Annotated in this window: 15 protein-coding genes, 1 tRNA gene and 1 pseudogene; 11 read left to right on the top strand and 6 right to left on the bottom strand. The window is 68.2% G+C overall.

Annotated features, from left to right (window positions below; all coding sequences use genetic code 11):
• Positions 1 to 55: 55 nt before the first annotated feature.
• Positions 56 to 325, bottom strand: coding sequence for a hypothetical protein (locus tag ACIQR3_RS23570; protein ID WP_403541998.1), 270 nt, complete (start codon positions 323 to 325; stop codon positions 56 to 58).
• Positions 326 to 567: 242 nt separating this feature from the next.
• On the opposite strand from ACIQR3_RS23570, the gene ACIQR3_RS23565 reads away from it, so the two are divergent.
• The 4 genes and pseudogenes from ACIQR3_RS23565 to ACIQR3_RS23550 all read left to right on the top strand — a co-directional run.
• The gene (locus ACIQR3_RS23565) at positions 568 to 1014 is read left to right on the top strand and encodes an ATP-binding protein (RefSeq protein WP_403541995.1); all 447 of its coding nucleotides are present in this window, start codon (positions 568 to 570) and stop codon (positions 1012 to 1014) included.
• A gap of 211 nt (positions 1015 to 1225) precedes the next feature.
• The gene (locus tag ACIQR3_RS23560) at positions 1226 to 1423 is read left to right on the top strand and encodes a hypothetical protein (RefSeq protein ID WP_403541993.1); all 198 of its coding nucleotides are present in this window, start codon (positions 1226 to 1228) and stop codon (positions 1421 to 1423) included.
• A 90-nt stretch (positions 1424 to 1513) separates the two neighbouring features.
• Complete coding sequence (locus ACIQR3_RS23555) at positions 1514 to 1693, top strand: FxLD family lanthipeptide (protein WP_403541992.1); 180 nt, start codon at positions 1514 to 1516, stop codon at positions 1691 to 1693.
• Positions 1694 to 1911: 218 nt separating this feature from the next.
• Positions 1912 to 2751 (top strand): annotated as a pseudogene (locus ACIQR3_RS23550) (lantibiotic dehydratase); the annotation flags it as partial.
• Positions 2752 to 3087: 336 nt separating this feature from the next.
• On the opposite strand, the gene ACIQR3_RS23545 reads toward ACIQR3_RS23550, so the two are convergent.
• Together ACIQR3_RS23545 and ACIQR3_RS23540 are read right to left on the bottom strand one after the other, a co-directional pair.
• On the bottom strand, positions 3088 to 4161 hold the full coding sequence (locus tag ACIQR3_RS23545; RefSeq protein ID WP_403541989.1) for a hypothetical protein: 1074 nt from the start codon (positions 4159 to 4161) through the stop codon (positions 3088 to 3090).
• A 390-nt stretch (positions 4162 to 4551) separates the two neighbouring features.
• Positions 4552 to 4622, bottom strand: a tRNA-Gly gene (locus ACIQR3_RS23540).
• Between the two features lie 510 nt (positions 4623 to 5132).
• Here ACIQR3_RS23540 and dcd point away from each other — a divergent pair.
• Together dcd and ACIQR3_RS23530 are read left to right on the top strand one after the other, a co-directional pair.
• Positions 5133 to 5708, top strand: a complete 576-nt coding sequence (dcd, locus tag ACIQR3_RS23535; protein WP_215168023.1) for a dCTP deaminase — start codon at positions 5133 to 5135, stop codon at positions 5706 to 5708.
• Positions 5709 to 5722: 14 nt separating this feature from the next.
• The gene (locus ACIQR3_RS23530) at positions 5723 to 6220 is read left to right on the top strand and encodes a phosphoribosyltransferase (RefSeq protein WP_215168022.1); all 498 of its coding nucleotides are present in this window, start codon (positions 5723 to 5725) and stop codon (positions 6218 to 6220) included.
• Between the two features lie 81 nt (positions 6221 to 6301).
• Here ACIQR3_RS23530 and ACIQR3_RS23525 read toward each other — a convergent pair whose 3' ends face one another.
• Both ACIQR3_RS23525 and ACIQR3_RS23520 read right to left on the bottom strand, forming a co-directional pair.
• Positions 6302 to 7321 (bottom strand): Yip1 family protein, encoded by a 1020-nt coding sequence (locus tag ACIQR3_RS23525; RefSeq protein WP_403541986.1) that lies wholly within the window; start codon positions 7319 to 7321, stop codon positions 6302 to 6304.
• 26 nt (positions 7322 to 7347) lie between these two features.
• On the bottom strand, positions 7348 to 7587 hold the full coding sequence (locus tag ACIQR3_RS23520) for a GntR family transcriptional regulator (protein ID WP_403541984.1): 240 nt from the start codon (positions 7585 to 7587) through the stop codon (positions 7348 to 7350).
• 167 nt (positions 7588 to 7754) lie between these two features.
• On the opposite strand from ACIQR3_RS23520, the gene ACIQR3_RS23515 reads away from it, so the two are divergent.
• The gene (locus ACIQR3_RS23515; protein WP_403541981.1) at positions 7755 to 8036 is read left to right on the top strand and encodes a hypothetical protein; all 282 of its coding nucleotides are present in this window, start codon (positions 7755 to 7757) and stop codon (positions 8034 to 8036) included.
• Positions 8037 to 8108: 72 nt separating this feature from the next.
• Here the strand turns inward: ACIQR3_RS23515 and ACIQR3_RS23510 are convergent, their stop codons facing one another.
• The gene (locus ACIQR3_RS23510) at positions 8109 to 10391 is read right to left on the bottom strand and encodes a heterodisulfide reductase-related iron-sulfur binding cluster (RefSeq protein ID WP_403541979.1); all 2283 of its coding nucleotides are present in this window, start codon (positions 10389 to 10391) and stop codon (positions 8109 to 8111) included.
• A 449-nt stretch (positions 10392 to 10840) separates the two neighbouring features.
• Between ACIQR3_RS23510 and dnaK the strand changes: the two genes are divergently transcribed.
• Genes dnaK through ACIQR3_RS23490 form a run of 4 tightly spaced genes read left to right on the top strand, consistent with a single transcriptional unit; the run spans position 10841 to position 15032 of the window.
• Positions 10841 to 12691, top strand: a complete 1851-nt coding sequence (gene dnaK, locus ACIQR3_RS23505; protein ID WP_403541978.1) for a molecular chaperone DnaK — start codon at positions 10841 to 10843, stop codon at positions 12689 to 12691.
• Positions 12688 to 13362, top strand: a complete 675-nt coding sequence (gene grpE, locus ACIQR3_RS23500) for a nucleotide exchange factor GrpE (protein ID WP_403541976.1) — start codon at positions 12688 to 12690, stop codon at positions 13360 to 13362. Before dnaK ends, grpE begins: the two co-directional genes overlap by 4 nt.
• 33 nt (positions 13363 to 13395) lie before the next feature.
• Positions 13396 to 14574 (top strand): molecular chaperone DnaJ, encoded by a 1179-nt coding sequence (gene dnaJ, locus ACIQR3_RS23495; protein WP_403541973.1) that lies wholly within the window; start codon positions 13396 to 13398, stop codon positions 14572 to 14574.
• Positions 14575 to 14579: 5 nt separating this feature from the next.
• On the top strand, positions 14580 to 15032 hold the full coding sequence (locus tag ACIQR3_RS23490; RefSeq protein ID WP_403541970.1) for a heat shock protein transcriptional repressor HspR: 453 nt from the start codon (positions 14580 to 14582) through the stop codon (positions 15030 to 15032).
• The last annotated feature ends 48 nt before the right edge of the window (positions 15033 to 15080 follow it).

Raw genomic sequence — 15080 nt, 5'->3', positions numbered from 1 at the left:
CCTCCGTGCGGTGCAGTCCTAGACAGCTCCACCACACCGGAGGTCTTCGCCATGATCAAGCCCCGTCGGCGTTAACAACGCTCGTGATCAATACAGCTAGGGCGATGGCGGATAGGCCGCTGACGTCCTCAAGTGCTCTGCGGGTAGCCGATTTGGGCCAGGTGACTCGGCCTGCTTTCCAGTCCCGGACCGATGAGCCGTCGAGGCCGCCGTGTCTCCCGGTCAGCTGCTCTAAGGCCCTGTTCACAGCGTCAGCGAGGCTGTTGGAGCTGTAGCCGTGTTCGGCCGTCCACGCCTCAAGAACGGTGTTGCGCGTGGTGTCCATGTCCGCACGGTAGCCCTCACTTCCCCTCTCTCACCAGGTAAAGGGGAAGCCAAATCACCCTAGTTCCTTCCAGCGGACGGATGGCTGATCGCCCTAATCACCCTGCGCAGAAAGCGAGTTGGGTTGTTGTCGGTCGCCCGCTACGCCCCACCGTACGGGCGGCTGTTGACGGCCCGACCCGCCCCCGACGTTCCCCCGCGGGGGTGGGTCGGGCGCCGAGACGACGCGAAGGCTCAACCTCAATGACGAGTCTCATCAAGGCAGTTCAGGCAGCCCTCACCGACCAACCCGCCTACAGCCAGACCTTCCCGTGCAAGCCGGCCACGGCCGAGCTCGGCCGCAAGCTCGTCCGTGACGTCCTCGCTCTATGGCGCCTCGACCACCTGGCCGACGTCGCCACGCTGATCATCTCGGAGCTGATTGCAAACGCCGTCAGGCACACCTCGTGCCACACGCTCCGACTGATCGTTGAGCGGCCGAGCGCGACGCGGGTGCGTGTTGCGGTGGTGGACCGGGCGCCCTTGCGCCTGCCGGTGCTCGGGAAGATTGGTGAGAACGACGAGTCAGGCCGTGGTCTGCTCCTGATTGACTGCACTGCCGGCCGCTGGGGCTATGACCTGCGCGGCCCGGGCGGGCGCCCATGGGGCAAAGAGGTCTGGGCCGAACTCTTCATGAAGGGTGACGAGTGAACCCGGCCGTGGCGACCTCGCCCCTACCGGACGTCGCCCACCTCCGTCCCCGCCAGCAGATGGCCATGGAGTGCGCACGCTGCGCCCGGTACCTGGGCGCGAGCGGCGAGATATTGGGCGATGTGCGGCATCGGGGCCTGCTTTTCCGGCTCTGGGTCTGCGGGCCCACCTGCCGGTCGCCCACACCTGGGCTGAGGACGGGAACCGAGACATGACCGCCGTGCAGGAGCACTGGGTCACCGGTGACTGCTGGCTCGGGTGCGAGCGCACCGCAGTGCCCGTGATCTGGCTGGGCCCTCTGCAGTGGGACGGGCAGCACGCCCCGGTCCACGCCTGCAAGCGGTGCCTCGACCGGCTCAAGGCCCAGGCGCTCGCCTACTTCCTGCAGCGGCGGCCGGCTGCCGTCTGACCAGACTCCCGCCTCCTGCCGTGCGGACTGTGCCGTACGGCAGGAGGCGGGCACCACCGCACAACATCCCTTCCACTCAGATGAGTTGGCATGACACGCAGCACCGTCGTACCGAGCAGCACCCACGTGAACCAGCGGACCCCGGGGGCGTCGGACGGCTTCGACCTGGATGTCTCCCTCGTCGAGGTCGCCGACCCGGCGTGCCTGGTCAACCTGACCGACGACAACTGCGGAACCACTTGCGGCGCCTGCACCACCAACGTCGCCTGACCTGGGGTTCCAGGTCTCTACGGGCTGGTGTCGTCGCGCCTCGCGGCGTGGCGGCACCAGCCGCCCGTCCCTCACCCACGGAGGTAGTGGTGGCTTCTCCGTTCCCAGCGTTCCGAACCGGCACGGCCGCTCTCGTACGAGCCGTTGCCCGGCCGACACTGCCTGGTTCTCCGCTCCCTGACTTTGCCGATCGCTCTCCCAACGGGTTGGCGGCCACTATCGCGTGGCTGCGCGGGGTATGGGCGAACGGCAACTTCGCCGAATCCCTGGAGCACGCGAGCCCAGTCCTGGCCGCTCAAGTACGGACCGTATGCACGGCCAAAGAGCCGTCCACGCGTGACGTGCGGCGTACGGCGCTGTCCGTGGCCCGCTACCTGCTGCGCTCCCAGCACCGGGCGACGCCGTTCGGTCTCTTCGCCGGTGTGACCACTGCGGAGTTCGGTCCGGAGGCGCACGTCCACTGGGGTGGGGAACACGTGGTCGTCGGGCATGCGGGCGCAGAGTGGCTGGCCGCCGTCGTGGAGCGGCTGGAGTCCTGCCCTGATCTCTTCGAGCGGTTGCCCGTGGTCGTCAACAACACCGTCACGAGCCGCGGCGACCGGCTCATCGTGCCGTTTCAATCCGACGCCCAAGACAATCGGACTCGTGCGGTTGAGGTGTCCCTGGCCTTGACCGAGCCCGTGCGCGCGATTCTCGCCGCGACGCGGGCGCCGATACGAGTCGGAGCGCTCGCGGACAAGCTCCGGGCGGAGTTCCCCGAGGCCGGGCCCGAGAAGGTGCGCCGGCTGCTGGTGGAGCTGATCCAGCGGTGCGTGCTGATCACGAGCCTGCACGCGCCGAGCACGGAGACTGACGCCCTCGGGTATCTACTTGACCAGCTCGACGCGATCGACGCCGACGCCCTTCCCGGGGTCGCGGATACGGTGCGTGAGCTGCGGGCGATCCGGACCGGGCTGAACGAGTGCACCTCGCGCGGCGGGCAGCACGGCGTTGCAGCGCGGATGAGGACCCTCGTGCCGGGCCTGCGCCGCCACCCTGTCGCGCTCGACCTGCGCCTGGCCTCCCCCAAGGAGGTGTGGTCGGCGCACCGTGCCCAGACAGGGATCACTCGACGCGAGTACGACGCCTATATGAGCGGTGCCACTCAAGCGAGCGGTCTCACCCTGGAGGACCCCGTGTCCTTCGACGAGCCGGTGACGCTCACTGCGCTGCGTGCAGCGGGAACCTTCCACCCTCCGCAGAGCTACCGCTACCTGAAGAGTGATGACCTGCGTCAGGTGTCGGAGGCCGGCCCTGCCGTGGGAAGTGCGCTACGGCGAGTCCTGCCAGACGTGGTGCACGCGTAGCAAGCCAGTGCTGCGGCTGCTCGGTCGTCGGAGTCCTTCAGCCACCAGTCACCCGCCGAACACTGCTTGGTATGCCTCCTGCCCCTGCTGCGCCAACATCGTGAGACCGGCTGTCGTCGTTGTGATCGCGCCCAGAGCCTCCTGCACACGCAGGTATGCGGCCCTGATCCGCCCGGGCTCTGGCTGCTCGGCGGAGGTTGCCTCCTCCAGCACTTCGGCGTCCTGGATCAGTGCTTCCTGCTGTTCCGGTGAGGCTCCGAGCGTCGGAGCGAACTGACGAACTAGGGCCGCGAATTCGGTGAGCGCGGAGGTGTCGAGGCCGAAGTTGTTGTTCTGCACCACGCTCTCTTGGGACCCGGCGACGATGCCGGAGGAGTTGTTGAAGTTGTACGTGTCGCCGGCGCGCTGCTGGCGGCTCAGGTAGTCGCTCACTGTTCCTCCGGACAGCACGCAGTCGGTGCCTGATTCAGTGACTTCGGCTTTGATCGAACTCGTGGCGCTTGGGTCCTCGGGCGCGCGACGGACAAGCCCCCGCTGAGCGAGGTGCTCCAGGGCGCCGAGGATCTCGTCCACGGACAGAGAGTCGCCCGCGAAGTACGAGCCCGGCGCCTCCACGAAGGCCATGACCTCCACGACTTCCCGGCCGCGACCAGTCTGGAACAGCCAGTACAGCAGGGCGTCGCACGCGTGGACGAATCGTGCGACCGAGTCAGCTTGCAGTGCCCTCAACTGTCGAGCCGCCAGTGTCCCCTCGTCGGTGAGGAAAACCTGGGAGTCACGGCCCGACAAGTCCCGGGAGATCTGGACTAGCCCCTGCTGCTCCAGTTGTAGCGCCATGGTCTTGGCCTCGGCTGCGGGAAGCCCTTCCGAGTCGACGTACGACGAGACTTCAGCGGCCGCTCCGGGTTGGAGGGCAGCCAGATCGTCAAGCCACACGAGCAGGCGTGAGAGATGCGGGTCCTTCTCGATACCTGCATTCGCCGGTGATGCGGACGGGATCTCTGGAGCGTCCACCTGTACCGGAACACGGATGGGATGCTTACGGGCCGCACGCTCGAATTCCTTCGCGATGTCTCGCTGCATTTTTTCGATGGCCCGCTTGTTGATCTTGAACCCGGCCATGCGCGGCCTCCTGTCGTCGGTGACAACAAAAAGCCTAAAGAGCACCACTGACAACGCGGCCGCGAAGAGCCGACGGGACTGAGGCAGGCGGCGAGGAGCGGCCATCTCCTCGCTGGACCCGGCAGGTGCACGCGTCGGTGTGCCCACCTGCTGCGAACTGCGGGTTTGCGTAGGCGACTTGCCCGTCATTTGCCTACGCTGTGACCCAGATCACTGAAAATGTGTCTCATTATCTGAGATGCTCGGGTGCTCTGGTGATCCAAATCTGCGCCTGGGTGCGCCTGAAGGGGCGGTTTACCTGGACTTAGGGCACGCGGAGGGCACGCAACGCTCGAATTGGACTAGACAACAAATAAACCCCAGGCCACTGACCTGGGGTTTTCTCTCTAGAGCGGGTGACGAGAATCGAACTCGCGCTCTCAGCTTGGGAAGCTGATGTTCTACCATTAAACTACACCCGCGTAAGCAACGGACCGCCGGTCGAGCCGGTGTCCCGGTGCTCGCTCACTCTACCTCATGACAGGCTCCCGGTGTTCGTGCCGTGGGGCCTGTCGGCGTTCTGTGGGTGGGAGGACGGGGCTGCGGGGGGCCGGAGTTGGGGCGTACGGTGGGGGCCGCCGGAGAGGGTCGGGTGGGGCGGAGTGCCGCCTGGAGGGCCGTTCCTTTCATCCCGTACTGTGGCTTTTGTCGCCAGGTGAACCTGGTCAGACGCGGCTCTTGGGGAAGGGACTTGAAGGACTTGATGGAGCGCACCGTCGTCCGCTGTGCCGATGGGCACGTGTTCAGCACCTCTTCGTTCCCGATGCAGCAGGCCGAGCGGCTCGGTCCCGGGCGGCTCGTCCGGTGTCCGAGGTGTGCGCGGCTACGCAGCGTCGTGCCGGTGAGTTACGAGAAGCGGTAGCAGCAGGAAGGCTCCGGCGCGCGGAGTGGCCGATTGTGGTCGCTCTGCGCGCCTTGCGTATCCTCGGGGCGTGCTTCTCTCAGACAAGGACATCCGGGCCGAGATCGACGCCGGGCGGGTACGGATCGATCCCTACGACGATTCGATGGTGCAGCCGTCCAGTGTTGATGTGCGTCTCGACCGGTTCTTCCGGGTGTTCGAGAATCACCGCTATCCGCACATCGACCCCTCGGTCGAGCAGGCGGATCTGACGCGGCTGGTCGAGCCCGAGGGGGACGAGCCGTTCATCCTGCATCCCGGTGAGTTCGTGCTGGCCAGTACGTACGAAGTGATCACGCTGCCCGATGATCTGGCCTCGCGGCTGGAGGGGAAGTCGTCGCTCGGGCGGCTCGGGCTCGTCACGCACTCCACCGCCGGGTTCATCGACCCCGGGTTCTCCGGGCACGTGACGCTGGAGCTGAGCAATCTGGCCACGCTGCCCATCAAGCTCTGGCCGGGCATGAAGATCGGGCAGCTGTGCATGTTCCGGCTCAGTTCGCCGGCCGAGCACCCGTACGGGAGTGAGCGGTACGGGTCGCGTTATCAAGGGCAGCGAGGGCCGACCGCCTCCCGGTCCTTCCTCAATTTTCATCGGACCCAGGTGTGAAAGCGGACATAGGTGTGAGTGACGTTCGGGAGAATCTCAGTTACGAGCAGTTCGGCGTCGCCGTCCGGGAGCTGGCGCAGGCCGTGGCGGACGACGGGTTCGAGCCGGACGTCGTGCTGTCCATCGCGCGCGGTGGGGTGTTCGTGGCCGGTGGGCTCGCGTACGCGCTCGACTGCAAGAACATCCATCTGGTGAACGTGGAGTTCTACACGGGGGTGGGGACGACGCTGGAGATGCCGGTCATGCTGGCGCCCGTCCCGAACGCCATCGACTTCTCCGACAAGAAGGTCCTCATCGCCGACGACGTCGCCGACACCGGCAAGACGCTGAAGCTGGTGCGTGACTTCTGCCTCGAGACCGTCGCCGAGGTGCGCAGCGCGGTGATCTACGAGAAGTCCCACTCGCTGGTGAAGTGCGAGTACGTGTGGAAGCGGACCGACGACTGGATCAACTTCCCGTGGTCCGTCCAGCAGCCCGTGGTGCGGCGGAGCGGGCAGGTGCTCGACGCCTGAGCCGGGTTGGCCGGCACGGCACGGCATGTGCGAAGGGGCTCCCTCGGGATGAGGGAGCCCCTTCGCGTGTGTCCGTGTGTCTCAGAACGTGCCCAGCTTCACGATCGACAGCAGGGCGACCAGCTGGATCGCGGAGGCGCCCAGCGCCTTCGGCCAGGGCAGGTCGTGGGAGCGGCTGACCATCAGGGTGAGCAGGGCGCCGGCCGCGACCCAGGTGATCCAGCCCAGGATCTGGACGAAGGGCGCGTCGCCGCCGGCGAACATGGCGACGATCAGGCGCGGCGCGTCCGTCAGCGACATGATCAGCATGGAGAGGCCGACCGTGGGCTGCCACGCCCCGTCGCCGCCGAGCTGGCGGGCGAGGGTGTGGGTGACGACGCCCAGGACGAAGGCGGAGAGGACCATGGCGACGGCCGTCACCAGGACGATCGGGATGGCGTTCGAGAGCGTCGCGTTGATCGCGTCCTCGCGGGCGCCGTCGAAGCCGAACACCGCGATCAGGCCGTAGACGAAGGTCACGATGAGGGCGGGGATCCACATCGTGTAGTCCCGCATCTGGAGGAAGGTCTGGTTGGGGCTGGTGACGATGCCCTTCAGCAGGTCCTTCCAGTGCAGGCGGGGGCCGACCGGGCCGGCGGGCGGCGTGGACGCCGTACCGGCGCGGTAGGTGTCGCCCTGGGTGTAGGGGTCCTCGCCGATCGAGAAGGCCTGGGTGTGGCCGGGGTTGTTGGCGGCGTACGGGTCGTGCGGGGCGGCGCCGGGCGGGCCGCCCTGCGGGTAGCCGCCGTCACCGAAGTACTCCGGCTCGCCGTGTCCGCCGGCCTGGCCGCCGTAGCCGCCGCCGTTCGCCTGCGGCCACTGGCCGCCGCCGGTGTACGGCGGCTGCGGGGCGTACGGCTGCGGCGCCGGGGGATAGCCGTACGGCTGTCCCGGCGGCGTCTGCTGCCCGTGCGGGGGGTGTTGCGGTCGCGTCTGAGGAGCGCCGTTGTCCCGGCCGCGTCCGATCCTGAATCCAGCCACGCATCCGAACGTACCTGGTCCCGGTGAGTGACGTGCCGGACCCGGGCCCGGGGAGGGCCCTTTGCGGCCGAGCTGTGACATCCCTTACGGGGACGAGTCATATCCCCTTAAGGGGCTGTGCGTCGGGCGACGAAGGAGCCGAGGCCGGGCTCGGTGTAGGTCAGCCCTTCCTCACGCAGTGCGCGCAGTACCTTGTGGGCCGTCGCGTTGGCGATGCCGAACTCCGCCGTCAGTTGCACGACCGAGGGCACTCGCGTGCGTGGGGCGTAGGTGCCGTCCGCGATCCGGCCGCGGATGATGTCCGCGACCTGGCGCCAGCGCGGAATGTCAGGGGCGAACTCCATCATGCCAGCCATCATGCGTACCCCTGGACATCCGTGCGATTCACGGTATACCTAGCATGCCTAGTACGCATCGGTTACGGTGGGACAACGTGAAGCCCCCGCGACGGGTGGAGCCGTCCGGGGGTGTGGCCAGCAGCCCACACCCGTAACAACTGAGAGGGCCGATGACAATGACCGACCATATCCGCCTACTGCCCTGCTTCGCCGCCGAAGGCGCCAAGCCCGTCTACCTCATCACCGACCGGCACGGCGGGACCGTCTCCCGGCTCGCGGACGTCACCGAGTCCGTGCAGCTGGAGATGGGGGAGCGGCTGCTCGTGCATGCGCGCGGGATGCTGCCCAGTGCCCCCGACGGGGAGCTGCGGTATCTCGCCGTGCGGTTGGCCGAGTCACTTCAGCAGGTCCTCCGGATCGCGGAGAGCCGAGGGGAACGGCTGGGCCTGCTCAACTGAGGGACGTCGTCCGGACATGCCGACGCCCCGTGTCATCCGTTTCCGGGGACACGGGGCGTCACAAGCGGGGAGTTACTTCACCGGCTCCGGTTCCGGCGCCGTCTCCGGGTCCGGGGCGCCCGCCGGGTCGGCCGGGGTCTTCACGGAGTCCAGCAGGAGCTGGGCGACGTCGACGACCTGGATCGACTCCTTCGCCTTGCCGTCGTTCTTCTTGCCGTTGACCGAGTCGGTGAGCATGACCAGGCAGAACGGGCAGGCCGTGGAGACGATGTCCGGGTTGACGGAGAGGGCCTCGTCGACGCGCTCGTTGTTGATGCGCTTGCCGATCCGCTCCTCCATCCACATCCGCGCGCCGCCCGCGCCGCAGCAGAAGCCGCGTTCCTTGTGGCGGTGCATCTCCTCGTTGCGGACGCCGGGGACGGCGGCGATGATCTCGCGCGGGGGCGTGTAGATCTTGTTGTGGCGGCCCAGGTAGCAGGGGTCGTGGTACGTGATGATGCCCTCGACCGGGGTGACCGGGACCAGCTTGCCCTCGTCGACCAGGTGCTGGAGCAGCTGGGTGTGGTGGATGACCTCGTAGTCGCCGCCGAGCTGCGGGTACTCGTTGCCCAGGGTGTTGAGGCAGTGCGGGCAGGTGGCGACGATCTTCTTCGCCGACCTGGGCTTCGCCGACTCGGGCAGGACCTTGCCGTCGTCGTCCATCTCCTCGCCGAAGGCGGCGTTGAGGGACATGACGTTCTCCATGCCCAGTTCCTGGAACAGCGGCTCGTTGCCCAGGCGGCGGGCGGAGTCGCCGGTGCACTTCTCGTCGCCGCCCATGATGGCGAACTTCACGCCCGCCATGTGGAGCAGCTCAGCGAAGGCCTTGGTGGTCTTCTTGGCGCGGTCCTCCAGGGCGCCGGCGCAGCCGACCCAGTAGAGGTACTCGACCTCGGTGAGGTCCTCGATGTCCTTGCCGACGACCGGGACGTCGAAGTCGACCTCCTTGGTCCACTCCAGGCGCTGCTTCTTCGCCAGGCCCCAGGGGTTGCCCTTCTTCTCCAGGTTCTTGAGCATCGTGCCCGCCTCGGAGGGGAAGGAGGACTCGATCATGACCTGGTAGCGGCGCATGTCGACGATGTGGTCGACGTGCTCGATGTCGACCGGGCACTGCTCGACGCAGGCGCCGCAGGTGGTGCAGGACCACAGGACGTCCGGGTCGATGACGCCGTTCTCTTCGAGGGTGCCGACGAGGGGGCGTTCGGCCTCCGCCAGCGCCGCCGCGGGGACGTCCTTCAGCTGTTCCTCGGACGCCTTCTCCTCGCCCTCCATCGTCTTGCCGCCGCCGGCCAGCAGGTACGGGGCCTTGGCGTGCGCGTGGTCGCGCAGGCTCATGATCAGGAGCTTGGGGGAGAGGGGCTTGCCGGTGTTCCAGGCCGGGCACTGGGACTGGCAGCGGCCGCACTCGGTGCAGGTGGAGAAGTCCAGCAGGCCCTTCCACGAGAACTGTTCGACCTGGGAGACGCCGAAGACGTCGTCCTCGCCGGGGTCGGTGAAGTCGATCGGCTTGCCGCCCGACGTCATCGGCAGCAGGGCGCCCAGGGACGTGCCGCCGGCCGCGTCGCGCTTGAACCAGATGTTGGGGAAGGCCAGGAAGCGGTGCCAGGCCACGCCCATGTCGGTCTTCAGGGCGACCGTGATCATCCAGATGAAGGAGGTGGCGATCTTCAGGCCGGCGAAGAAGTAGGTGAGGTTCTGGAGGGTGGCCAGGTCCATGCCCTCCAGCCACGACACCACCGGGTACGAGATGAAGAAGGACGCCTCGTAGCCGTCCACGTGGTGTTGGGCGCCTTCGAGGGCGTGCAGCATGAAGATGCAGACGCCGACGATGAGGATGACGGCCTCGACGAAGTACGCCTGGCCGAAGTTGGAGCCGGCGAAGCGGGACTTGCGGCCCGGCTTGCGCGGGTGGCTCAGCTGCCGGATGCCGATCAGGACGAGGATGCCGAGCACGGTCATGGTGCCGATGAACTCGACGAAGACGTTGTACGGCGCCCAGTCGCCGAGGACCGGCAGCAGCCAGTCGGCCTGGAAGAGCTGGCCGATGGCGTTGACGATGGTCAGCAGCAGCGAGAAGAAGCCCACCGCCACGAACCAGTGCGCGACGCCGACGACGCCCCAGCGGTTCATCCGGGTGTGGCCGAGGAACTCCCTGACCACCGTGAGGGTGCGCTGCGCGGGCTGGTCGGTCCGGGTGCCGGCCGGCACGGGCTGGCCCAGCCGCATGTAGCGGACGATCTGGAGGACGGCGCGGGCGAAGAGTGCCACGCCGACCACGATCAGAACCAGCGACACGATGATCGCGGCGAGTTGCATTTGGGGGCTCCTCGGGCCTGCGAGGGTTTCGAGGGGGTGGGTGAGTGGTGAGTCGGTGGTACTGGGTTACTGAGCGGTAGCTTATGCAGTCCGTTCGAGACTACCCCTATCCTCCGCCGCACTGTAGTCGGGCGTGTGGTGATCTGTGTCGCTGAGGCGACCCTGAGTGGTCCCCTGCCCTGAGGGTCGCGGCGTCACGCCGAGCCGTAGGGGACATTCTTCTCGTATTGTGATATTCGGATCAGCTCGCGGTCGTGCTCCGCGTGAGAGTCGCGTGGAGCGGCATGGTCCTCGCTCGGCGCGCCGCACCGCATCCGCCCAGGCCGGCGGGGCGTTGCGCGTAAGGAGCGGATAAGAGTTGAGTCAGTCTGACTCAGGTCTGTTGACCCGGGGGGAGCCGTCGTGCACACTTGAGCCTGTTCCACTCAAGTCAGCTGGAGGAATCAACCATGGCACGTGCGGTCGGCATCGACCTGGGCACGACTAACTCCGTCGTCAGCGTTCTGGAGGGCGGCGAGCCCACCGTCATCACCAACGCCGAGGGCGCCAGGACCACGCCGTCCGTCGTCGCCTTCGCCAAGAACGGTGAGGTGCTGGTCGGCGAGGTGGCCAAGCGTCAGGCGGTCACGAACGTCGACAGGACCATCCGGTCGGTCAAGCGCCACATGGGCACCGACTGGAAGATCAACCTGGACGGCAAGGACTTCAACCCGCAGCAGATCAGCGCCTTCGTGCTGCAGAAGCTGAAGCGGGACGCCGAGGCGTACCTGGGCGAGAAGGTGACCGACGCGGTCATCACCGTCCCGGCGTACTTCAACGACTCGGAGCGGCAGGCCACGAAGGAGGCCGGTGAGATCGCCGGTCTGAACGTGCTCCGCATCGTCAACGAGCCGACCGCCGCCGCCCTGGCGTACGGCCTCGACAAGGACGACCAGACGATCCTCGTCTTCGACCTCGGTGGCGGCACCTTCGACGTCTCGCTGCTGGAGATCGGCGACGGCGTCGTCGAGGTGAAGGCCACCAACGGTGACAACCACCTCGGTGGTGACGACTGGGACCAGCGTGTCGTCGACTACCTGGTCAAGCAGTTCCAGTCCGGTCACGGCGTGGACCTGAGCAAGGACAAGATGGCGCTCCAGCGCCTGCGCGAGGCCGCCGAGAAGGCGAAGATCGAGCTGTCCTCGTCCACCGAGACCTCGATCAACCTGCCCTACATCACGGCCTCCGCCGAGGGCCCGCTGCACCTGGACGAGAAGCTCACCCGCGCCCAGTTCCAGCAGCTGACCGCGGACCTCCTTGAGCGCTGCAAGACGCCGTTCCACAACGTGATCAAGGACGCGGGCATCCAGCTCAGCGAGATCGACCACGTCGTCCTCGTCGGTGGCTCGACCCGTATGCCGGCCGTCGCCGAGCTGGTCAAGGAGCTGACCGGCGGCAAGGACGCCAACAAGGGCGTCAACCCGGACGAGGTCGTCGCCATCGGTGCCGCCCTGCAGGCCGGTGTCCTCAAGGGCGAGGTCAAGGACGTCCTGCTGCTCGACGTCACCCCGCTGTCCCTCGGCATCGAGACCAAGGGCGGCATCATGACCAAGCTGATCGAGCGGAACACGACGATCCCGACCAAGCGGTCCGAGATCTTCACCACCGCCGAGGACAACCAGCCGTCCGTGCAGATCCAGGTCTACCAGGGCGAGCGCGAGATCGCGGCGTACAACAAGAAGCTCGGGATGTTCGAGCTGACCGGTCTGCCGCCGGCGCCCCGCGGCGTCCCGCAGATCGAGGTCTCCTTCGACATCGACGCCAACGGCATCATGCACGTGACCGCGAAGGACCTGGGCACGGGCAAGGAGCAGAAGATGACCGTCACCGGCGGCTCCTCGCTGCCGAAGGACGAGGTCGACCGGATGCGCCAGGAGGCCGAGCAGTACGCGGAGGAGGACCACCGCCGCCGCGAGGCCGCCGAGACCCGCAACCAGGGCGAGCAGCTCGTCTACCAGACGGAGAAGTTCCTCAAGGACAACGAGGACAAGGTCCCCGGTGACGTGAAGACGGAGGTGGAGACCGCCGTCGGCGAGCTGAAGGAGAAGCTCAAGGGCGAGGACATCGCCGAGATCCGCACCGCCACCGAGAAGGTCGCCGCCGTCTCGCAGAAGCTGGGCCAGGCCATGTACGCCGACGCCCAGGGCGCGCAGGCCGCCGGCGGCGAGGCGCCGGGCGCCGGTGCCGGGCAGTCCAAGGCCGACGACGACGTCGTCGACGCCGAGATCGTCGACGACGAGCGCAAGGACGGTGCCGCGTGACGGAGGAGACCCCGGGTTTTGACGAGAAGCCCGACGTCCCCTCCGGCGCCACCCCCGAAGACGCCGAGCCGAAGGCCGCCCCCTCCGCTCCGGAGGCGGGGGCGGCCCCGGCCGGGGACGCGAGCCAGGACGCGGGCCTGGTGGCCCAGCTGGACCAGGTGCGCACCGCGCTCAACGAGCGCACCGCGGACCTCCAGCGCCTCCAGGCCGAGTACCAGAACTACCGCCGCCGGGTCGAGCGGGACCGGGTCGCCGTGAAGGAGATCGCCGTGGCGAACCTCCTGAGCGAGCTGCTCCCGGTGCTCGACGACATCGGCCGCGCCCGGGAACACGGCGAACTCGTCGGCGGCTTCAAGTCGGTGGCGGAGTCGACCGAGGCGGTCGCGGCCAAGCTGGGCCTCCAGCAGTTCGGCAAGGAGGGCGAGCCCTTCGACCCGACGATCCACGAGGCCCTGATGCACAGTTACGCGCCGGACGTCACCGAGACGACCTGCGTGGCGATCCTGCAGCCCGGGTACCGGATCGGCGAACGCACCATCCGCCCCGCGCGGGTGGCCGTGGCCGAGCCCCAGCCCGGGGCGCAGACGGTCAAGCCGGCCGAGGAGAGCGACAAGGCGGCCGGCGCGGAGTCCGCCGACGACAAGGAGAGCGGTGGCCCGGACGAGGGCTGAGCTTGTGAGCAGGAGGAAGGAGGGACGTCGGGGATGAGCACCAAGGACTTCATCGAGAAGGACTACTACAAGGTCCTCGGCGTCCCCAAGGACGCCACCGACGCCGAGATCAAGAAGGCGTACCGGAAGCTCGCCCGCGAGAACCACCCGGACGCCAACAAGGGCAACGCCAAGGCGGAGGAGCGCTTCAAGGAGATCTCCGAGGCGAACGACGTCCTCGGCGACCCCAAGAAGCGCAAGGAGTACGACGACGCCCGCGCGCTCTTCGGCAACGGGGGCTTCCGCCCCGGGCCCGGCGCGGGCGGCGGCACCTTCAACTTCGACCTGGGCGACCTCTTCGGGGGCGCCCAGGGCGGCGGACAGGGGGCCGGCGGCTTCGGCGGCGGACTCGGTGACGTGTTCGGGGGCCTGTTCAACCGCGGGGCCGCGGGCGGCGCCCGGACCCAGCCCAGGCGCGGCCAGGACATCGAGTCCGAGGTCACCCTGAGCTTCACGGAGGCCATCGAGGGCGCGACCGTCCCGCTGCGGATGTCCTCGCAGGCGCCCTGCAAGGCGTGTTCGGGCACCGGCGACAAGAACGGCACCCCGCGGGTGTGCCCGACCTGTGTCGGCACCGGCCAGGTGACGCGGGGTTCGGGCGGCGGGTTCTCGCTGACCGACCCCTGCCCGGACTGCAAGGGCCGCGGTCTGATCGCGGAGGACCCCTGCGACGTCTGCAAGGGCTCCGGGCGGGCCAAGTCGTCGCGGACCATGCAGGTCCGCATCCCGGCCGGGGTGTCGGACGGGCAGCGCATCCGGCTGCGCGGCAAGGGCACGCCGGGCGAGCGGGGCGGTCCGGCGGGCGACCTGTACGTGGTCGTGCACGTCAAGGAGCACGCCGTCTTCGGGCGCAAGGGCGACAACCTCACGGTCACCGTGCCGGTGACGTACGCGGAGGCGGCGCTCGGCGGGGAGGTCCGGGTGCCGACCCTGGGCGGTCCGCCGGTCACGCTGAAGCTGCCGGCCGGCACGCCCAACGGGCGGACCATGCGCGCCCGCGGCAAGGGCGCGGTCCGCAAGGACGGCACCCGCGGGGACCTGTTGGTCACCGTCGAGGTGAGTGTTCCGAAGGATCTGAGTGGGAAGGCTCGTGAAGCGCTGGAGGCGTATCGCGAGGCGACCGCGGGTGAGGATCCGCGGGCGGAGCTGTTCCAGGCCGCGAAGGGAGCTTGATGGGGATGGACGGCCGTCGACGCAATCCGTATGAACTGACCGAGGACACCCCGGTCTACGTCATCTCGGTGGCGGCCCAGCTGTCCGGTCTGCACCCGCAGACCCTGCGTCAGTACGACCGTCTGGGCCTGGTCTCCCCGGACCGCACCGCCGGCCGGGGGCGCCGCTACTCGGCCCGGGACATCGAACTGCTCCGTACGGTGCAGCAGTTGTCGCAGGACGAGGGCATCAACCTGGCCGGCATCAAGCGCATCATCGAACTGGAGAACCAGGTCGCGGCGTTGCAGTCCCGGGTGGCCGAGATGGAGGCCGCCCTGGACGGCGCGGCGGCGGCGATGCGCCAGCGCGAGGCCGCGGTGCACGCCTCCTACCGCCGGGACCTGGTCCCGTACCAGGAGGTCCAGCAGACCAGCGCGCTGGTGGTGTGGCGGCCGAAGGGGCGGCAGGCGTCGGACTGACGCCGCGTCCGCACGGAGAGAACGGAGCGAGGGGCCCGGAGACATCCG

The sequence above is a fragment of the Streptomyces sp. NPDC090994 genome (genome assembly GCF_044768905.1).
Taxonomy (GTDB): Bacteria; Actinomycetota; Actinomycetes; order Streptomycetales; family Streptomycetaceae; genus Streptomyces.
The sequence above is the reverse complement of the archived record's forward strand: the minus strand, read 5'-3'. Positions and strand labels throughout refer to the sequence as shown.